The sequence below is a fragment of the Kouleothrix sp. 19917 genome (assembly GCF_057073505.1).
In genome coordinates, this window is record NZ_CP097099.1 from 4,928,245 (window position 1) to 4,948,702 (window position 20,458).

Consider the following 20,458-nt stretch of genomic DNA (forward strand, 5'->3'; position numbering starts at 1 on the left):
TGTTGCCCTCACCCCGGCCCCTCTCCCAGGCGCGGGAGAGGGGAGAGAGGTGCTCCCCTTCTCCCCTTGTGGGAGAGGGGGCCGGGGGATGAGGGGCAAAAATCCTACACCACCACGTTCACCAGCTTGCCCGGCACGACGATCACCTTGCGCACGGGCTTGCCCTCGATAAAGGCCAGCACGCGCTCGTTGGTCAGCGCCCACTGCTCGAGCTGGGCTTTGTCGGCCTGGGCCGGCACGTTGATCTTGCCGCGCACCTTGCCATTCACCTGCAGCACCACCTCGATCTCGTCCAGCACCAGCGCGGCCTCGTCCCACTCGGGCCAGCCGGCGTCGTAGACGCTGCCTTCGCCGCCAAACCAGCTGTGCAGCTCTTCGGCCAGGTGCGGCGCGAAGGGCGCCAGCAGCCGCGTGTAGGTGTGGGCCAGCCAGGCGAACACCGGCGTGGCCGCGCCCGCCGCCGCACGGTAGCTGATGGCGTCGTTCAGCAGGCTCATCAGCGCCGAGATGGCGGTGTTGAAGTGGAACGCCTCGGTGTCCTGCGTGACCTTCTTGATCGTTTCGTTGACGCGGCGGTACAGCTCTTTATCGGCGGCATCGGCGGGGGCGGCAAATGCCCCGCGTGGCGCAGCCGCAATCGCCTCGCGGTCGGTGCTGAACATGCCAACAATGCGGTTCAGGAAGCGCTGCGCGCCGCTCACGCCTTCGTCGGTCCATTCCATGCTATTTTCGGGCGGCGCGGCAAACAGCACCACAATGCGCGCCACATCCGAGCCGTACTGGCGCACAAACGGCCCAACCGGGATGCCATTGCCGGCGCTTTTCGACATTGTGACCGGGCCGCTGGTCGCCAGCCACTCGTCGCCGCTCTGGTCGAGCGAGTAGCCGTGGCCGCGCAGCGCGCCGCGCGCGTGCTCAACTTCCTGCGCCTCGGCGGGCAGCTCGATCTTGCGGCGCAGCTCTTCGGGGAAGCGCACAATGTCAGCAGAAACGCTTTCCAGCGGCGTTTGCACGCGGCGCTGCACCATGCCCTGCGTGAACAGCGCGCGGAACGGCTCGTCGTCGGGCACCAGCCCTTCGTCGTACAGCACTTTGGTGATGAAGCGCGAGTACAGCAGGTGCAGAATGGCGTGCTCGATGCCGCCAATGTACTGGTCGACCGGCATCCAGCGGTCTGCCGCCGCCTTGCTGAAGATCTCGTTCGCGTTTTGCGCGTCGCAGAAGCGCAGGTAGTACCACGACGAATCGACAAACGTGTCCATGGTGTCGGTGTCGCGGCGCGCGGGCTGGCCGGTTTCGGGGTCGGCAACGTTCACCCAGTCTTCGGCGGAGGCCAGCGGGCTGCGGCCTTTGGGCAGGTAGTCGTCGATCTCGGGCAGCACCACCGGCAGCTGGTCTTCCGGCACCGGCACAATGCTGCCGTCGGCGCGGTGAATCATCGGGATGGGCGTGCCCCAATAGCGCTGGCGGCTGATCAGCCAGTCGCGCAGGCGGTAGTTGATCGTGCCTTTGCCCTTGCCGCGCTCTTCCAGCCACGCAATTGCGGCTTTCACGCTTTGCCCCGCGCCCTTGCCGGCCGGCACACCGTCGAGCGGGCCAGAGTTGACCATTACGCCTTCGTCGGGCCATGCTTCGGTCAGCTCGTCGGCGCTGATGTTCTGCCCCTCGGGCTGAACAACCAGCACAATCGGCAGACCAAACTGCCTGGCGAACTCGAAGTCGCGCTGGTCGTGGGCGGGCACCGCCATGATCGCGCCAGTGCCGTAGCCCGTCAGCACATAGTCGGCGATCCAGATCGGAATTTGTTCGCCGTTGACCGGGTTGGTCGCATATGCGCCAAGAAACACCCCAGTCTTTTCTTTCACGGTGCTGGTGCGGTCGATCTCGCTCTTCAGGCGTGCCTGCGCCACGTAGGCATCGACCTCGGCCTTGCGCTCGGGCGTGGTGAGCTGCGCCACCAGCGGGTGCTCGGGCGCCAGCACCATAAATGTCGCGCCCCACAGCGTATCGGGGCGGGTGGTAAATACGGTGATCGGCTCCGTCTGTAAGGGCGAAGCATTCGCTGCCGTGCTGGCGCCAGCTGCCTGGTTATCGGCGAATGCTTCGCCCCTGCTTGGCACGATGGCATCGAATACAACCTCCGCGCCCTCGCTTTTGCCGATCCAGTTGCGCTGCATCACCTTCACGCGCTCGGGCCAGTCGGCGAGCGTGTCGAGATCTTGCAGCAGGCGCTCGGCGTAGGCGGTGATTTTGAAGAACCACTGCTCCAGCTCGCGCTTCTCAACCTTCGCGCCCGAGCGCCACGAGCGCCCTTCGGCGTCGACCTGCTCGTTCGCCAGCACGGTCTGATCCACCGGGTCCCAGTTCACCAGCGATTTGGCGCGGTAGGCCAGGCCCTTCTTGTAGAGCAGCTGGAACAGCCACTGGTTCCACTTGTAGTAGTCGGGCGCGCAGGTCGTGACTTCGCGGCTCCAGTCGTACATGATGCCGGCGATGTCGAGCGAGCGCTTCGACTCCGCGATGTTGTTGTAGGTCCACTCGCGCGGGTGCTTCTTGAACTTGATCGCCGCGTTTTCGGCGGGCAGGCCGAAGGCATCCCAGCCAAAGGGGTGCAGCACATCGTAGCCACGAATGACGTAGTAGCGGGTCAGCGCGTCGCCGATCACGTAGTTCTTCAGGTGGCCGACATGCAGGTCGCCGCTGGGGTAGGGGAACATTTCGAGAATATAGCGGTTGGGCGCATCGGGGCGGCGGCCCGCGTTGAAAATGCCTTCGCGCTGCCAGAACTCGCGCCAGCGCGGCTCAATCGCCGGGTCGAAGCGCTCGGCGCGCGGCTTTTTGGTCGGTGTCGTCATGCGTGGCTCCTCGATAATTTTGAATAGTGAGTGTTGAGTTTTGAGTTCGTTCGTTAGAGCGTAACCCCGTAGGCCGCGCGCGTTTCGCGGCGCAGCATCCACCACAGGCCCACAAATGGCAGCACCAGCGGCATGAAGAAATAGCCAATGCCGTAGTTCGACCAGACGGTGGCATAGGGAAACGGCTGCCAGATCACGTCGATTGTGCCGACGATCAGCACGCCCAGCAGCTCCACCGACAGGAGCGCCAGCGTAGCCCACCACCAGCGCGGCGTGCGCTTGCGCAGCCCAACGATGATGAAAATGTACAGCACGCCCACAAAGGTCGAAAGGTGCGCCGGCACATAGGTGGCGACATTTTTCTTAAACAGGTATTCCCACGACGAGCGGCCCAGCGCCGAGAAGGCCCACAGCCCGTAGAAGAAGCCGAGCACATCCGACGCACCGCGCGATTGCTTGTTCGTTGTAGTCACCATATGTTTCACCAGAGATCGAGGTTAGATTTACCACGGAGACACGGAGACACGGAGTAATTAAGTTTTATATCAAAGCACAAGTCGTTTGATACCGCTTTTAAGAACTGGCACATTGAAATTGATAAGCAAGCCCACTTTACATCTGGTTAGTTTCAAATATGTCAAAAGCTGAGCTTCGTGTATTGCGATAATCTGCTCTACTGTTTTCAATTCAACTATAATTTTGTTAGCCACAATAAAATCAAGACGATAGCCACAATCGAGTAATACACCTTTATATTCAAGCGGAAGCGCTTTTTGCTGCTCAAACGGCATCTGGCGTAATGTTAATTCCTGAGCTAAACAGGCTTGATATGCAGATTCAAGCAGCCCAGGGCCAAGCGCACGATGTACCTCAATTGCTCCACTGATAATTTCGGCTGTTAATTCTTTTTCGAGTAGCACGATACACCTCTTGGCTTCATTTGTTATGTGTATCTTCCTCTCATCAATCCTCCGTGCCTCCGTGTCTCCGTGGTATATGTAAAGCCCTGTGCCTCTGCGGTGAGTTAGAACGGCTCGATTGGCGGCAAGCGCAGCGCCATCGCATTCATCCACACGCCGATCGTCAGCCAGCACACATACGCCGCCATCGCCAGCGCCACCACGCGCGCCGAGCGCCCGCGCCGCCACAGCATCGCCAGGCCGATCGCGCCGGCCACGGCCACCGCCCAGCCGGCAAACATCAGCCAGCGCGTCGTGATCGACGAGAGCGTAACGAAGGGCAGCAAGCCCTGCGACGCGCTAATCAGCAGCGTCAGCCAGAACAGCGGCGCGACCACGCGGCCCAGCCGCCCGCGCCCGATCAGCAGCGCGCCTGGGATGAGCAGCAGCACCGGGAAAAAGCCATAGTGCGTGATCAGGCCGCCTTCCCACAGCACGCGCAGGCTGGTTTCACGCGGAATCGCCGCCCGCCCGGTCGCGCCATTCAAACCGCCCTCGGCCACGCCGCCAAGCTGCGCCAGCACCACATCCAGAAACGACGTGTAGTAAAACAGCGCGACAAACGCACCCACCAGCACGCCCGCCAGCGCAATCGCCCCAGCCGCCCGCCGCTCGGCTGCATCGCGGGCGCGCCACCACAGGATCGGCGCGAGCAGCAAGCCCAGCAGCGACACGTTGATAAACAGGCCAATGTGGCCGAGAAACACGCCCGCCAGAATGATGATCAGCATCAGCAAGCCCGGGCCGTCGGCCAGGCGCGGCCAGCGCAGCGCCACCAGCAGCACCAGCGCCACCTCGAACCACTGCGCGCCCACCTGCGTTTCAAACGCAAACCAGCTGGTCATGTAGCCCGCCGCCGTCAGCGCGTAGATCGCGCCGGCCAGCAAGCCCACGCGCGCGCTGGCGGTGGTTCGCGCCACCAGCGCGTACAGCAGCAGCACCGTGCTGGCCTCGAACACGCCCGTCGCCAGCTGAAACACCAGCCGGATCGGTGCGCCCAGCAGCGTGAACGGTGCCAGCATCAGGTACAGGCCGGGCGGGAACGGAAAGGGCAGGCCGCGATGCCGCGCCACCACAAACAGCTCGCCGTTCAGCGCCGCCGTGTAGCGGTTGATGTGCAGCTGGATGTCGCCGCCCATCGAGGCCGGGTAGAGCCGCGCCGCATACTTCAGCACAAAGCTGATCGTCACCAGCAGCAGCAGCCAGCGCAGGATGTGCGGCGGCGCGCTTGTGCCAAGCCAGCGCAGCAGCGGCGGCGCAAGCCAGGCGCTCAGCGCGGCGCACAGAAGCGCCAGCGCGCCCGCCTGCAACACCCACGGCACACCAAAGCCCAGGTGCGGGGCATCGACGAGCAGCAGCAGCGGAATGACCACCGCCAGCGGCAGCAGCAGCGCCAGCGCCAGCCGCGCCGCAAAGCCCATGATCCGCAGCGCCAGCCACAGAAGCGCCAGCGCCAGCGGCCATGCCAGCAGCATCACCGCGCCCGGCAGCACAACGCCATCGCGCACACTATCGACACGGAGCGCCTGCCCAATCGCCACGCCCAGCTCGCGCCGGTCGCCGGCTTGCTGCCAGGGCGTGCTGTGCAGGCCCACATGGAGCGCGCCGTCGAGCGGGCTGGCCGGCACATACACATAGTAGCGCGCCGGCTCAGGGCGCAGCGCCAGCTTCACGGTTGCGCCGTCGGGCAGCGCAAGGTCGAGCGCGCCTGTGTCGCCGCCCTGCTGCTGGCCCTGGTGCGAAATAACATCGAACGAGAGCAGCGCGCCGCGCCCGCCCAGGCCCGGCACCGTAATGTCGGCATCGCCGCGCGACCAGCGGAAGCTCGCGTCGCCGTCGCCCTCGGGGTCGTTGAAGTTCGACAGAAACGGCAAGTCGCTGCCCGGCCCGCGATCCTTGCCGACCTTGATGTCGTAGCTCAGCGGCGCCTGGTTCAGCAGCACCAGCAGCAGCACGCACACGCCCAGCAGCAAGGCCAGCCGCCAGTCGCGCAATGTCGCCAGCGCGCGCACAACCGCCGCCAGCAACTGCCGCACTGCCGTTTGCGCCGCGCTTGCGCGCTGCAGCCGCAGCTCTTGTGTTTCGGCCTTCACTCCCGCCCCTTCCGCGCACAGTAGATCACCCGAAACGATGCGTCGCTGGCCGGCTCGCCGCCGGGTGCCAGCCGCGCCACCAGCGCCATGCCAGCCGAATCGAGCGCGGCGCGCAGCTCAGCATCGGTCCAGGCGCGCTCGGCGTGCGTTTCCTCGCCGCGCCACCAGCGATCCAGCTCGCGCACAAACCACACAATCCGGCCCGCGGCCAGGCGCGTGTCGTGCTGATAGTGAATCTGGTTGTACACCAGAATGTCCGGCCCGTCGTGCGTCACAATATCACGCTCGTGGTAGGCCCGGAACACCGCCTCGGTATTCACGTCGAAGATCAGCCAGCCGCCCGGCCGCAGCGCCGCCGCCACGCCGCCAAACACCCGCTCCAGGTCGCCGTCGGCGCTCAGGTAGTTCAGGCTGTCGTAGAAGCATGTGGCCAGGTCGAAGTGCGCGGGATGGATGGAAAAAGCTGCGCTGTCGCCATCCTGCAATGCCGTGCTGTCTGGCCCCGCTCCTGCCCGCAGCACATCGCGAATATCGCCTTCCAGAAAGCGTATTGCCTGGCTGGCGTCGCGCGCGCGGCCACGGGCGATCTCAAGCATCGGGCGCGAGCGATCGACGCCAGCGACATAGCTGCCCGCCGCCGCAAACACCTGCGCCGCCGCGCCCGTGCCGCACGCCAGGTCGAGCACGTGCGCAGGGGTTTCGCCGCGCGCCGCCAGCCATTCCAGCGCCCACGCTGCCAGCCGCGCGCCCAGGCGCGCCTGCCCGATCGCGTCGTACACGGCCGCGTACGACTGGTAGATCTCCGCTTCAGGCATACTATTTTCAGCCCATGAATGAGGAGTTTCGTGGTGATGTGTGAGCAGCAACGCCGGAACTCAGCACTCAGAACTGAAAACTCAACAAAAAACCCCGCCCCATGCCAGGGACGAGGCGTGTGCTCGTGGTACCACCCTGCTTCGGCGGCGGCGTGTGGCCGCTGCCCTCGCATTGCGCGCTATCGGGCGCACCCGGGGCCAACTACCTGCGGCGATTGCGCGCTGGCAACGGCCGCCATTCCCTGGCCCGGCGCTCACCCAGGCGAGTTCGGCGCGGGCGCGGCCTCGCACCACCCGGCCGCTCGCTGCTATTGCGCCTACTACTCCTGGATCTGGCCTGTTATTGCGGCGCAGTATACCATAAAAGGGGGGCTGCTACAAAGCCGCAGAGATGACAATGCGCTGGCGCGGATGTCTGCTCCGATAGGAGCTTGTTTGGCTTCTTTTCGGGGCGCTTCGCCCCCGTGCCCTGGCGTCTGCCCCGATAGGAGCTTGTTTGGCTTCTTTTCGGGGCGCTTCGCCCCCGTGCCCTGGTGTCTGCCCCGATAGGAGCTTGTTTGGCTTCTTTTCGGGGCGCTTCGCCCCCGTGCCCCCGATTAGGGGAACCCTTGCCGGTTCCCCTAAAACCCTTCCGGCAAAGAGTGCCGGTATCAAACGAACGCAAGTTGTCATGCCTTGCGGCGAACATGAAAACCAGTACAAGGCTGATCGGCAGATGCCAGCCCAATGGCACAACGGAGGCATGAGCGCACAGCTTCGCAATCGTCAACCACGATCATTTCGGGTCCAGGGGCGAAGTTCCTGGCCGGGGTGCTGGGGCGGGAAGCCCCAGCGGCCTCGCGGCCCGAGCGACCTGCGCTGAAAGCGCCACGAGCTTTGCAGTTCAAGCAACCAATGTGCCCTCGCGGCCCGAGCGACCTGCACTCCAAATAGCTTGATGTTCATCTCTAACGGCCTCGCGGCCCGAGCAACCTGCTAGGCGCAGCCATTTGTCAGCAGCTGCTGCTCTTCGGGGCTGCCCGGCGCAACCGCTGCGTGCGGCGCAATCTTTGCCCCCTCGATATGCCAGCCCAGCTTGTCGAAGGGCGGCACGTTGGCGCGGCGCATCGTATAGGTGCCGCAGAAAGTCTGCTGGCTGCCGTCGGCGCTGGTGGCCTGCACCACCGCAGGAATCTCGCTGTACAGCGAGCCAGCCGCGCCCTGCTCCTGCCCCGTGCCAAGCGCAACCGTCGCGCTCTTCGTCTGGGCGTAGCCAGCGGCAAACGGCTCGAAAGTCTGCTGGCTGGCCTGGCCGTTGCCATTCCAGATCGTAAAGGCGTGGGCCAGCGCATGGCTGGTAATCGCCGCGTAGAAGGCGTTCAGCGCGCTTGCGGGCGTGGCCAGCTCGGCGGGCGGCAGCGCGCCACCATTGGCGGCGGCAATGTTTGCGCTGGCGATCTGCCAGCCGCTCGCGGCTGGGGCCAGCGTGTAGGTGCCTGTGTACTGCTCAATCGTCTGGTCGGCGGTGATGCCGGGCGCGTTGACCACCGAAAGAATCGTGGCCGGAACCGCAACTGTGCCATCGGCGGCGGGGGCTGGCTCGCCCAACATCACGTCCACGCGCACGGTTTTGGCGAAGCCTGTTTTGAACTGATCGAGCGACTGGCCGCTGGCCGCGCCGTTGTTCGCCCACAGCGCGTAGCTGGCGTCGTATTCCTGCTGGTTGATGTGGTTGTAGTAGTCGAGCAGCGTTTGCACCGCGCCGGCTGTGCTCCCCGCAGGGGCGGCAGTTGCGGCGGGCGCGCTGGTTGCGGCGGGCGCGCTCGTCGGCGCCGGGGCATTGGTCGCGGCGGGCAGGGCAGTTGCGGCGGGCACGGCAGTTGCGGCGGGCGCGCTTGTCGGCGCAGCGGGAGCAGCGGTCGCTGCCGGGGCCGCCGTTGCAGCGGGCGCGCTGGTGGCGGCGGGAAGGGCAGTGGGCGTGCTGGCCGCCGGTGCGCCACAGGCCGCCAGCAGCAAACCCAGCGCCAGCGCCGCCGCGCCACGGGCCGCCCACCCGCGATACATTCCGATGTTCATGATCATCTCCTTTTCCGGCCACGATGTTGGGCCGGGTCGGCTATGATCATACTACGCGGGCGGGCAGCGTGGGGTGATAGCGGTGTGAACCGAAGGTGAAGCGGGCCTTGCTCGTGCAGTTCAAAATGAGATTGGGGCAGGGAAAAGCTTTGTTATGCATCGCAATCCCCAAACCCCATACCCTATCCCCGCGCTGAAAGCGCACTACGCGCCCGCCGGCTCCGCGAGGTGCAGCAGCGGCAGCAGGTCGTCGCCATCTTCATACGGCCCGATCACCGCCATGTGCAGCGCGCCTTCCTGCAGCACGCGCCCGGCCACGCGCAGCACATCGTCGCGCGTCACCTGCTCCACTTCGCTCACCACCTGCTCGACCGGGATGACGCGGCCGTAGCGCTGCTGGTGCGAGCCATTGCGCGACGCCACCGACCATGTGTCTTCCAGCGAAAGCAGCATGCCGCCCTTGACCTGCTCTTTCACGCGCGCCAGCTCTTCGTCGGTGATGCCCTTTGCGAGCGCGGCGCGCAATTCGCGCATGGCCGTTTCCACGCAGGGGCGCAGGTTGTCGGGCTCGACGCTGCCATACACCACCCACTTGCCGGCATCGTGATGCTCGCGGCTGTACGAGCCGACGCTGTAGGCCAGGCCCAGCTCTTCGCGAATTTCCTGAAACAGGCGCGACGACATGCCGCCGCCCAGGATGGTGTCGAACACCTGCATCGCCCGCCGGTCGGGGTCGTCCTGCGGGATGCCGGGGAAGCCAATGCAGAAATTACCCTGCTCGCTGTCGTCGGTGCGCAGCGCCAGCGCCGGGCCGGGCTGGGGCGGCTGGCTGGGCACGAACGATGCCGGCGCACCGGCGGGCAAGGCATCAAAGGCCTGGGCAATTGCTGCCACGGCGCGCTCGGCGCTGATGTTGCCCGCAATCGAAATCACGGTGTTGGCGCGCGTGTAGTAGCGCTGCCAGTGCGCCAGCACCTGCGCGTGGGTGTAAGCAGCCACGGCGGCTTCGTCGCCGGCAATATCGCGGCCCAGCGGCTGGTCGCCCCACATCGCGCCGTCGAGCAGCAGGTGCACCAGTTCGGAAGGCGTGTCTTCGGTAGCGCGCAATTCTTCCGCGATCACGCGGCGCTCCTTCTCGACATCGCGCGGGTCGAAGCAGGGGAACAGGAGCATATCGGCCAGCACATCCACCGCGCGGTCGAAGTGAATATCGGCCACTTTTGCGTAGTAGACGGTGGACTCGAAGCTGGTATAGGCGTCGAGGATGCCGCCAATGCCCTCGATCGCATCCGAGATCAGGCGCGGGTTGGGGCGCTTGCGGCTGCCCTTAAACAGCATATGCTCAATGAAATGCGAGATCCCGCAGTCGGGCGGGTTTTCGTGGCCCGAGCCAACGCCCACAAAGCAGCCAACCGACACAGAATGCGTGTGCGGCAGCTCTTCGACGAGCACATGCAGGCCGCCGGGCAGGGTAACAGTATGCAGCATGAAGTTCCAATCAATAGCTATTCGCGTGCGTGCGCCCGCCGCGCCGGTGCAGCAGGCGTTACCATTATACGCCGAATATCGGGGCAGTGGCGGGGGTAGGGGCTGAGGCCGGGTGCGCGGGCAATCTATGCTATAATCGCGGCCAGAGAATCGCTACACCCGGGAGGATGTTGTGTATAGTAAACTTGGCACTGTTGTCGCCATTGCAATGGCGATCTTCCCCTTTTCGGTCGTGCTGGCCAAGCTGGCCGAAACCGAAAGCACCCTTACACTCATTGTTGTGTCGGCCATCTTCATCATCTTCTTTGCGACGATTTTTATCGCTACGCGCATCACGCTCGATCCCGAAACGGAAACAGCCGCCGCCCCGCGCGCGCCCGCCCCGCCAATCGCGTGGAGCTGGGATGGTGTGAACCGCCAGCCCGGTGCGGAAGACGAATCGGCAGCTACTTCGAGCGAAACTCAGCACTAGAGCAGTCGGCAGTCAGCAGAAGCCAGTCGGCAGCAGCACTAAGGCATCAGAAAGCTATCGCGTACAAGATTGACGGCTCATCCATTGTGACGAATGCTGTAAGCTGGCGCGCTGCCAGAATACAAAGGGCCGCCCGTTACTTCGGGTGGCCCTTTTGATTCGTGCCGAGGAACCGGCGCGGCAGACTTACCTTTGCACATGCGCCGGCTTTGTTGATGCACAAAGGCTTTGGAACGCCAGCAACCTCCTGCCTCCTGCTATAGCGCCTCGAGCATTTCGAGGGTCTGGCGCGCTACGTGTTCGACTTCGGCGGCCAGCGCGCGGGCCGTGTGGCGCTCGCCGCCCTTGCCGGCTCGCTCCAGCTCAACGCACAGCTCGGCCAGGCGTGTCGCGCCAAAATAGGCGCTGCTGCCGCGCAGGCGGTGCGCTGCGTGCGCCAGCCCAAGCATATCGTCGGTGCTGTGCGCCTCGCGAATCGCGCTGATCTGCGTTTGCACCTCGTCCTGGTACGTGCGCATCAGCTCATCGAACATCGCCACATCGCCCGTGTCAAACGAGCGCAATTCCTCAAGCACGCGCAAATCCACCAGGCGCGGCGCGCGCAGTTCCGGGCTCGGCGCTGCGCTTGGCAGCACCCAGCGCTCGATCATGCGCCCCAGTTCGGCAAGCTGCACCGGTTTCGCAAGGAAGTCGTTCATTCCCGCCGCGTGGCAGGCATCGCGATCGCTCTGGAGCGCGCTCGCCGTCATGGCAATAATTGGCATGTCCGCCCCGGTTTCGTGGGCGCGAATAGTGCGTGCTGCTGTAAAGCCATCCATCTCGGGCATATGGCAATCCATCAGTACCATGCGGTAATTATGCTCGGCCCCGAACAGGCGCTCAAGCGCCTGGCGGCCGTTGTTGGCCACATCGGCGCTGTAGCCCAGGCGCTGAAGCTGGCGCAGCGCGATCTGAACATTCACCGGGTTATCTTCCACCAGCAGAATGCGCCCGCGCGCGTTGCTGGCAGGCTGTGGCAGCTGCGGCTTTGGCGTTTCCGCGGCGGCTGGCGCGCCTTCCACAATGCCAACGCGGGCCGTAAACCAGAAGGTTGTGCCCTCGCCTTCGGTGCTTGCAAAGCCAATCTCGCCGCCCATCATCTCAACCAGCTTGCGGCTAATCGCCAGGCCCAGGCCCGTGCCGCCATACTTGCGCGTCACCGAGCCGTCGGCCTGAGTGAAGGGCTGGAACATGCGCGTCTGCGCGGCGGCCGGGATGCCAATACCGGTATCGCTCACCAGGAAGCGCAGCACAAGCATATCGGCCTCGCGCTGTTCGGTTTCAACGCGCATCGACACACTACCCTGATGCGTGAACTTCACGGCATTTCCGATCAAGTTCAAAAGTATCTGCCGCAAGCGCCCGGCATCGCCTGCGAGCTGTGTTGGCACATCGGCGCTGATCTCGGTGACAAGCGAAAGCCCTTTGCTGCGCGCGCGCCCATTCATCAGGCTCACCACGCTGGCCATCAGGTCGGCAATCGACAGTGGCTCGATCGCAAGCGAAATATGCCCGGCTTCGATCTTCGAGAAATCAAGAATATCGTTGATAATCGTGAGCAGCGCCTGGGCCGAGCTATTGATGGTATCCACAAATTCGCGCTGCGTCTCGTCGAGCGTTGTGTCAACCAGCAGCTCGCTCATGCCAATCACGCCATTCATTGGGGTGCGGATCTCGTGGCTCATGGTCGCAAGGAATTCCGACTTCAGGCGCGACGACTCCAGCGCGGCATCGCGGGCCTGTGCCAGCTCGGCCTCGGCCAGCTTGCGGTCGGTAATATCGCGCGCAATAATCGCAAAGCCCGCCAAACCATCCGCGCCTTTGATCGGCGAGATCGTGAGCGCCACATCGATCAGTTGCCCATCTTTATGCTTCCAGACCGTCTCGTTATGCACCACCTCGTCGCCGCGTGCCAGCTCATCGTAGAGGGCCATGCGCTCGTTGCGCATGCTCGCGGGCACCATTTTCAGAATCGAGCGGCCAAGCACTTCCTTGGCGTCGTAGCCGCACATGCGCTCGGCGCCAGCGTTCCAGCTCATGATCCGGCTGTCCATCCCCACGCCGATGATCGCATCGCCCGATGAGTCGACGATGGCGGCCAGCCGGGCGCGGGTTTCTTCGGCCCGGCGCTGCTCGGTAATATCGATGGTCAGGCCCTGCATAAACAGCGGGTTGTTATGTACATCGTAGACAGTTTTTGCCGTGTCGCGCAGCCAGATGATCTCGCCATCGCGGCGAATGGCGCGGTATTCGCTTGAATAGGACTCGGTGCTGTTTTGCACCTTTCCCACCGCCGCCAGCACGCCTGGGCGGTCGTCGGGGTACACCTGCTCGAGCCACAGGTTCGGGTCGGCCAGCCATTCGGTTGGCGTGAAACCCAGAATATCCTTGATCTGCGGGCTGACATAGCGCGTGGGGCTGGTCGGATCGAGGTCGGCGGTGTAGATAATCGCCGGCAACTGCTCGATCAGCGTGCGGTGGCGGGCTTCGCTTTCGCGCAGCGCGGCCTCGGCCATCTTGCGCGAGGTGGTGTCGTCAACCACATAGGAAAAGCGCGTGGTAGAGCCGGCGGCGAGGTTGATCGGGCAGACAGTGGCCGAAAACCAGCGCGTCATGCCAGTGTCTGCCTGCTTATACTCAAATGTCATCGGGCCGCCGCGCCGCTGGCTTTCGCGGTAGTGCTTGACCCAAAGCGCCAGCTGCTCGGGCGGCACGCCCATGGCGCTGGCGCGCTGATTGCGCATTTGCTGCTGCGTGCGGCCAAACAGCCTGGCAGTGGCTTTGTTATCGGACAAGTGGAGGATATCGTCTTCCTGCAGCTCGACAACGCCCATCATCAGGGGCGTGCTATCGTAGAAGCTGCGCAAGATCGCTTCGCTGGCGCTGAGCGCTTCCTCGGCGCGCTTGAGGTCGGTAATATCCTGCCCATAGCCCATGATATAGGGCGTTTCGCCATCTTCGGCGTAGAGCATGTTGCGATACAGCAGCACGCGCGTATCGCCGTCTTTGGTAAAAATATGCAGCTGGCCGTTGGCCACGCGCTTTGTGGTGATCTCGTGCAGGTAGGTATCGAAGTATTTCTGCGCCTCTGGGGTGAGGAAATCGCGCAGATTGTGCCCGATCAGCTCATGCGTCTTGTAGCCCAGCAGCGCAGTCGCCGCCGGGTTGATCGAGCGCAGCACGCCGTCGAGATCGTGCGAGCAGATCAGGCCCTGGCTGTTATCCACCAGCTCGCGGTAGCGCTTTTCGCTATCGTGCAGGGCGGCTGCGGCCTGGCGCTGCGCAGTGATATCGATGCCAGTGCCAATAAAATATTCGGGCTGGCCGCTGGCGTCGCGCAGCAGCGCATACGACCATGCAATCAAGTGGCGCTCGCCGCTGCGCGTAAGCCAGAAGCTCTCATCGGGTTCGGGCAGCGCACCAGCCAGCATGATCGCCATGCGCGCCTGAACCCCGGCGATATCTTCCGCCGCAACCAGCTTTTCCCAGATCTGCGTGTGGCGCACATCATCGAATGTGTAGCCGGTGATTCGCTCGCACGCCTGGTTGAAACGCACGATCTGGCCGGCGCGATCGACCACAACCACCAGGCTGCCAAGCGTATCGACCAGCGCGGTGTTGAAGTCGCGTTCGCGCCGCGCCTCGGCGAACAGCCAGGCCCGGTTGATGGCAATATCGATCTGTTCGCCCATCACCGTCATCAGGCGCAAATCATCGATGGTAAGCGACTGCTCGGCGGTGCTTTCGATATTGAGCACGCCAGCGACCACGCCCTGGTTGAAGAGCGGCACGCACAGCTCGGCGCAAATGCCTTCGTACACGCCAATATAGTCTGGGTCGTTCTGCACATCCTCGATCAGCACGGGCTTGCCGTTCTGCGCCACCCGGCCAATAATGCCCTGCCCAGGCGGCACGCGCATGAGCATCTGGTCGTAGCCCTTCTGGTGCTGCAACACCAGATCATCGCCTTCGCGCAAAAACAGGCTCACCAGCGCATAGCCAAAGGCGCGCGAGATCGCCTCGACAACGGTGCTGAATATCTGCGCGAGGTCGGTTTCGACTGCCAGCGCGCTGCGCACCTGCTCCAGCAGCGTTAGCTCACGCGCCTGGCGGTTGGCGGCGGCCAGCAGGTTGCGATAGCGCTGCTGCGCTTCCTGCAGCTCGTGGTTGCGCGCCAGCAGCTCGCCGCGCTGTGCTTCGAGCTGGGCGGCCAGCGTCACCGAATCGCTCAGCGCGGTGCGCTCCGAGCGCAGCAGCAGCAGCATGTCGGCGATTGGGTCGTGCACGGCGAAGTCGTTGAGCGAGAGCCCGGCCGCGCCAAGCTCGTCAACATTCGTCAGCCAGGGCGAGCCAAGAAAGGCCAGCAGCGAGCCGTTTGCAATCAGCAGCATCTGGCCGCGCAGTTGCGGGCCGCCCTGCACAGCTTCGAGCAAAAACACCATTTTCTGCCGCCGGCTGATTGCAGCAAAGGTCGCCGTATTCAGCGGGCGGCGAATGCTGTAGAAATCGGTTATTGGCTTGCCCAGCTCGATCGTTGGGCAAAGCTGCGCGAGCGAGGCGCCAAATTGCATCACGCGCAGATGTTCATCCACAACGAAGTGAAATGGGAAGAGCGCGCTAAGCTCGGCAGCGGAAAGTCCTGTGCTGATGCTGTTCATAGTGTTACACAATCTGGCAGTTCTTCGTGGGTGGGCCGCCGTGCCGTTTCGCACAAAAATGCTGCGCCGGGTATTTCACTCGGCGCAGCAGTACAGGTCTATGCTTCTCGCGACACGCGGCCCCACCGAGTGGCGCTGCGCCACTATTGGCATTATTTATAGTCGATCCGAAAGATTTCGTGATCGTCACCTGCCTCTCGGCTCGCGATCATTTCGATAGCAATCAGCGTCTGGAAACGCTCGGCCAGCCCTTCCAGCAGGCCAACGACCATGGGCGCGAGGCCCTGCCGATCGGAGTAGTAGTGCACCAGCACGCCACCTTCAAACGGCTCGGTATCAAAGGTTGGCGGCACAAGCTGCGGGTAGCTAAAGCTCACGCGGGTATGCAGGTTGGGCAGGTTTTCCATAAACTCTTCAAACGTGCGCCCGGTGACGTTGAGCAGCTCACCATAGCCTTCGGTGGCGGTATACAGCACCCAGTAGCGGCCAAACGCGCGCAGAATGTCGGCGTGGCTCAGGCCAACAGTGTGGTGCGCCGAATCGACCAGCTGGTAGGTGATGTCGTCGGGGTAGGGCCGCAGCGACACAAATGTCGAAATATCGACCCCGGCGTGCTGTTTGATCGCTTCCCAGGTTTCGGGGTTGAAGTGGCTGCACACCATTTGCTCTACGGCTTTGTTGACTAGTCCGTACATATTGTTTTGCTCCGTTGAGTTAGCCGACCAGCCGGCCAACCGTGGCCAGCAGATCGCGCGTGCTGGTGGGTTTTGTCAGGAAGTCGCTGGCGCCAGCCGCCTCGGCCAGCGAGCGATCGTGCTCCTGCCCGCTGGCCGTCAGCATCACCAGCTGAAGATCGCGCAGCTCCTGGTCGGCGCGAATGGCTTCGAGCAGGCTCAGGCCGTCCATCTCGGGCATGGCAAGGTCGGAAATCACCAGATCGACAAGCTGAACATTCAGAATATCGAGCGCCTCGCACCCATTCGAGGCCATCACAACAGTGTATCCGGCCCGCTGCAGGGTGTAGCTCAGCAGGCGCTGGCTGACGGGTGAATCGTCGACTACGAGAACAATCGCCATGGCGTGCCTCAAAAATCTTTCATTGCGGCGCTGACGCTTTCGGCCATGGTAAAGACCTGATCGAACTTGGTGAGCCGCAGAATGCGCTTGGCGGCTTCTTCGGTGGGCCACACCAGCCGCACATCGCCGCCAAGCTGGCGAGTGCGCTTCAGCAGGCTCACCAGCACGGCCATGCCGGCGCTGTCGAGAAACGGCACCGCCGAAAGATCGAGCACGAAACGGGTGGTGCCCTGTTCGAGCATGCCATCCAGGCGGGCGCGCAGCTTGGGCGCGCTGAAGGCGTCGATGCGCTGGTGCGGCGCCACCAGCATGATGCGCACGATATGTTCCGTTACTTGCATGTCCATTTCGGTTTCTCCTTACAGATGTTTTGCTAAGTGCCAGTGGTTGCCGTCGGGCCGGCGCTGATATTCCACCTGTTCCATCAGCTGCTCCACCAGGAACAGGCCATAGCCGCGTATCTGGATGTCGTCGAGGTTGGGCGCGGCCACGCAATCGGGCTTGAATTCGCAGCCGCTGTCGTGCAGCTCGATAATGAACTGCCGCGGTTCGTCGTGCAGGCTGAAGACGATATCGACCCAGTGGCCAGCCTGGCCGGCGTAGGCGTGGTCCACAATATTGGCGAAAATTTCGTTGACGCCAAGCTGCACGTTGTAGCTGAGTATTTCCGCGTCGTCGACGTTGTCTAATCGCTCGATCAGGCTGCTGATGCAGGCGCCAAGAACATTTAAGTACTGGTGTTCGGCCAGGATCTGGAGCCGCAGCAGTATAGTTGCCTGGCTCATCGCCTTACCCCCTTTATGACAATAACGGTCTGGTCGTCGTCTTGCTCGTGGCCCGCGCCAAAGGCCTGCACCGCCTCGAAGAGCTTGAGCCCAATCTGCTCAGCGGATTCTGCGGCCAGCGTGTCGACCAGTTCGAGCAGGCGTTCGTAGCCCAGCATCTCGCCAGTGAGGTTGGCTGCTTCGCTGAAGCCATCGGTGGCCACCACAAGAATGTCGCCAGGGCCAAAGGCGACCGATTGGGTTTGGCTCAGGCTCATGGGCAGCACGCCCACCGGCACGCCATCGCCTTCCAGCAATTCGGACGCGCCGCCGGCCGGCCGGAAGATCACGGGGGCGTGCCCGGCGTTGGCATAATCCATGCGCGCCTCGGCCGGGTTGTACGAGCAGACAAATGCCGTGGCAAAGGTGTCGAGCGTGGTGAAATCGTCGTACAGGTATTCGTTGGCGCGCGACAAGATCGCCGCCGGGTCGGGCACGGGCATGAAGCGCGCGGCGCTGTTGGTAATGGCGTGGATCATGCCCATAATCAGCGCCGCTGAGATGCCCTTGCCCGAAACATCGCCCAGAATGGCGATCAGCGGGCGATCGGGCTGCACCACGAAATCGTAGAAATCGCCGCCAACCTCGCGCGCCGGCCGCGACGATGCATACACATCCAGCGAGGGCAGGCTGGGGCGGTGCTGGGGCAGCATTTGCAGCTGCACCTTGCGCGCCACTTCCATTTCGGCCTGCAGGCGCGCCTGGCCCAGCAGCTCCCGGTGCAGCAGCGCCTGCTCGATCTGGGAGCTGGCGTGCTCGGCCATGGCGCGGGCGAGCTTGAGCTCGGGCGCAGAAAACAAGGCCGGCGTATTGATCAGGCCAAGCGCGCCGCGCACTTCGCCCTGAATGGTCATTGGCAGCAGGCAGAAGGTCAGCGGCTCGCTTTCCTCGTCGGCCCCGCTACCCGCCACCAGCTCGTGGCCGCTGGCGCGCAGCTGGGCAAACTTCTCAGCCAGCACATCGGCGGCGATGCGCGGGCTTGGGTAGTGGGCGCACATGTCGTCCATCAGGAACAGCGCGCCCTCGGCTTGTGCCAGGCGCATGGTTTCGCTGGCCAGCAGGTGCAGCATTTCTTCAATGCCGATCGCGCCGCGCGTGGCGCGCATCAGGTCGTAGAAGGCCAGCAGCTGATCCTGCATTTCGACCATTTCGCTGGTCATCTGCTGAAGCTCGCTTTCGCGGGCCAGCAGCTGCTCCAGCAGCCGTGCATCGGCGGCAAGGCGCTGCTCGGCGGCGCGGCCAGAGATGCCGCTCACGCCGATTTCGCCCACCGTTTCGCGGCCCTGATGGATGGGCGCAGACAGGCCGGGCAGCTCAGTATCACCCCATTGCATCTGAACCTGGCTGCCACGGGTGAGGTAGAAGCCGCGCGCGCCAGAAACCAGCCAGGTGTCGGCCAGCGCCGCCAGATGTGCACGATACGCTCTAAACACAGTGTCTATCCCATTCTTGCGAACTGATGATGCTGCCAACCGCAGACATTAGCGAAATGCAGCGACGGCGTCCTGCTCGGTCGGGAAAATTCTGAAGGCTTTGTCGAGCTTGGTCAGCTCGAAAATAATGCGCACGGGCGGCTGCATGGCGCACAGGTGCACATCGCCGCCCTGCTGGCGGCAGCGCTTCAGGCCGCGCACCAGCATCGCCAGCGCCGACGAGTCGATAAAGGTCACGCCGGCAAGGTTCACGACGACATGGTTGCGGTCGGTGGTGCTGTCCTGCCATTCTTTGAGCTGTGGGGCCATATGGGCATCGAAGCGGCCGCGCAGGTTCACGATCTCGATCGCGCCCTGCGATTGGGCATGGATGGTCATCGGTTTCTCCTGTTGGATGTGTAATGAGAAAGGGCGAGTGGCGCGCTCAGGCGGCCCGTGTGCTGGGCACACGCGGCGTGGCGTGGCGGCCCCGCAGCAGCGTTTGCGCGTGGAGCAGGTACCAGTCGACCACGTCGGAGATCGGCAGGCCGCAGGCGGCCAGGTAGTTGCGCATGCCAAGCTCCTGGCGGTGCGCCGGGTCGGCCAGCACGCGGTCGAGCGCGGCGGCCAGGCTGGCGGCGTCGCCCGGCTCGAAGAATTCGCCGACATAGCCTTCTTCGGCAATGATCTCGGCCAGGTCGCCAATGTTGGGCATCACCACGGCGCGGCCATAGTTGCCAGCCTGGTGCAGCACGCCCGAGCTGCCGGTGGTGCTGTCGTAGGGGAAGGCGACCACGCTGGAGTCGTAGAACAGCTGCGGCACTTCCTGCTCGGAAACATAGCCCGTGAAGCGCATGCCGTGCAGCTCGGGATGGGCCTCGCGCACGCCTTCAAGGTAGCCGGCCGCGTTTGGGCTGTCGGTGCCGGCGATCACCAGCTCCAGGCCGGGGTAGCGCGCTTGCAGCAGCTTGAACGCCTCGATCAGAATTTCGACCTTTTTGTAGGTGCCAAACTTGCCAAAGGTCATAATTTGCAGCGGGCCATCGCCTGTGAAGGTTGGCGGCGGCGGGGCCTGCTCGAAGGTGCCATGCGGCGCGAGCAGGACGTTCTGCGCGTGGTAGGTCGTTTCCAGAATTTCGACGTATTTGGGGATGGTGAGCGCGACGAGGTTGGCGCGCAGCAGCATGCGGGTGATCGCCGCGCCAGCCAGGCGAATAATGCGCTCGCTGAGCGGGTTGGCGCTGTAGCCGGCCTGCTTGAGATCAACCGTTTCCATGATGTTGTGCAGCAGCACAATGCAGGGGAAGCCGGCCGCCCGCACCATCGCCGGCGCAAGCAGGCCCAGCGAGGCCGGGACTTTGCCGCTGCCAAAGGTGGCGAACTGGATGTTGAACAGCACGACGTCGGGCTGCTCGGCGCGCACGGCTTGCAGAATGCGCCAGGCATTCGTCAGCCCGCCGAAGCGCCAGCAGGCCAGCCGCCGCAGCGGTGCCATGCCCGGGCTGGTATCCACAATCGTTGCGTTCGGCATGTCGGGCAGCTCGTCGCCCAGCACAATCACTTCGCGCACGTCGGGCTTCTGGCGCAGGAATTTGACGAAGTGATAGGCGTATTCGTTGAGCGTGCCGGTGCTGGGGGCGTAGGTTGAAACAAAAGCAACTCGCATGATGGGCCTCGTTGTGCTAATGGGTTGATAATCAGGAGTCGCGGG

16 protein-coding genes are annotated in these 20,458 nt (G+C 63.7%); 1 reads left to right on the forward strand and 15 read right to left on the reverse strand.

Annotation, left to right across the window (positions count from 1 at the left end; genetic code table 11):
* Positions 1-104: 104 nt before the first annotated feature.
* The 7 genes from leuS to M1P90_RS19930 form a co-directional block, all read right to left on the reverse strand.
* Positions 105-2,855, reverse strand: coding sequence for a leucine--tRNA ligase (gene leuS / locus M1P90_RS19900; protein WP_483697040.1), 2,751 nt, complete (start codon positions 2,853-2,855; stop codon positions 105-107).
* Positions 2,856-2,908: 53 nt separating this feature from the next.
* Positions 2,909-3,331 (reverse strand): hypothetical protein, encoded by a 423-nt coding sequence (locus M1P90_RS19905; protein ID WP_483697041.1) that lies wholly within the window; start codon positions 3,329-3,331, stop codon positions 2,909-2,911.
* Positions 3,332-3,400: 69 nt separating this feature from the next.
* Positions 3,401-3,775 (reverse strand): GxxExxY protein, encoded by a 375-nt coding sequence (locus M1P90_RS19910; RefSeq protein ID WP_483697042.1) that lies wholly within the window; start codon positions 3,773-3,775, stop codon positions 3,401-3,403.
* 104 nt (positions 3,776-3,879) lie between these two features.
* Positions 3,880-5,907 carry a hypothetical protein gene (locus tag M1P90_RS19915; RefSeq protein WP_483697043.1) on the reverse strand — a complete coding sequence of 676 codons (2,028 nt, stop codon included), beginning with the start codon at positions 5,905-5,907 and terminating at the stop codon, positions 3,880-3,882.
* The gene (locus tag M1P90_RS19920; protein WP_483697044.1) at positions 5,904-6,722 is read right to left on the reverse strand and encodes a class I SAM-dependent DNA methyltransferase; all 819 of its coding nucleotides are present in this window, start codon (positions 6,720-6,722) and stop codon (positions 5,904-5,906) included. The genes M1P90_RS19915 and M1P90_RS19920 overlap by 4 nt, the downstream gene beginning before the upstream one ends.
* A 975-nt stretch (positions 6,723-7,697) precedes the next feature.
* Positions 7,698-8,777 carry a hypothetical protein gene (locus tag M1P90_RS19925; RefSeq protein ID WP_483697045.1) on the reverse strand — a complete coding sequence of 360 codons (1,080 nt, stop codon included), beginning with the start codon at positions 8,775-8,777 and terminating at the stop codon, positions 7,698-7,700.
* A gap of 204 nt (positions 8,778-8,981) precedes the next feature.
* Entirely contained in the window at positions 8,982-10,265 is a 1,284-nt protein-coding gene (locus M1P90_RS19930) for a M16 family metallopeptidase (protein WP_483697046.1), read from the reverse strand.
* A gap of 172 nt (positions 10,266-10,437) precedes the next feature.
* Between M1P90_RS19930 and M1P90_RS19935 the strand changes: the two genes are divergently transcribed.
* Positions 10,438-10,737, forward strand: a complete 300-nt coding sequence (locus M1P90_RS19935) for a hypothetical protein (RefSeq protein WP_483697047.1) — start codon at positions 10,438-10,440, stop codon at positions 10,735-10,737.
* Positions 10,738-10,994: 257 nt separating this feature from the next.
* Here M1P90_RS19935 and M1P90_RS19940 read toward each other — a convergent pair whose 3' ends face one another.
* From M1P90_RS19940 to M1P90_RS19975, 8 genes are all read right to left on the reverse strand, one after another.
* A complete protein-coding gene (locus M1P90_RS19940; protein WP_483697048.1) occupies positions 10,995-15,434 on the reverse strand; it encodes a PAS domain S-box protein in 4,440 nt (1,479 codons plus the stop codon).
* 152 nt (positions 15,435-15,586) lie between these two features.
* The gene (locus tag M1P90_RS19945) at positions 15,587-16,129 is read right to left on the reverse strand and encodes a heme NO-binding domain-containing protein (RefSeq protein ID WP_483697049.1); all 543 of its coding nucleotides are present in this window, start codon (positions 16,127-16,129) and stop codon (positions 15,587-15,589) included.
* Between the two features lie 19 nt (positions 16,130-16,148).
* A complete protein-coding gene (locus tag M1P90_RS19950) occupies positions 16,149-16,511 on the reverse strand; it encodes a response regulator (protein WP_483697050.1) in 363 nt (120 codons plus the stop codon).
* An 8-nt stretch (positions 16,512-16,519) separates the two neighbouring features.
* Positions 16,520-16,858 (reverse strand): STAS domain-containing protein, encoded by a 339-nt coding sequence (locus M1P90_RS19955; RefSeq protein WP_483697051.1) that lies wholly within the window; start codon positions 16,856-16,858, stop codon positions 16,520-16,522.
* 12 nt (positions 16,859-16,870) lie between these two features.
* Positions 16,871-17,296: an ATP-binding protein gene (locus M1P90_RS19960; protein WP_483697052.1), complete on the reverse strand. Its 426-nt coding sequence runs from the start codon at positions 17,294-17,296 to the stop codon at positions 16,871-16,873.
* Positions 17,293-18,768, reverse strand: a complete 1,476-nt coding sequence (locus M1P90_RS19965) for a PP2C family protein-serine/threonine phosphatase (protein ID WP_483697053.1) — start codon at positions 18,766-18,768, stop codon at positions 17,293-17,295. The genes M1P90_RS19960 and M1P90_RS19965 overlap by 4 nt, the downstream gene beginning before the upstream one ends.
* 48 nt (positions 18,769-18,816) lie before the next feature.
* Complete coding sequence (locus M1P90_RS19970) at positions 18,817-19,146, reverse strand: STAS domain-containing protein (protein WP_483697054.1); 330 nt, start codon at positions 19,144-19,146, stop codon at positions 18,817-18,819.
* Between the two features lie 46 nt (positions 19,147-19,192).
* Positions 19,193-20,413, reverse strand: coding sequence for a glycosyltransferase (locus M1P90_RS19975; RefSeq protein WP_483697055.1), 1,221 nt, complete (start codon positions 20,411-20,413; stop codon positions 19,193-19,195).
* Positions 20,414-20,458 lie beyond the last annotated feature (45 nt).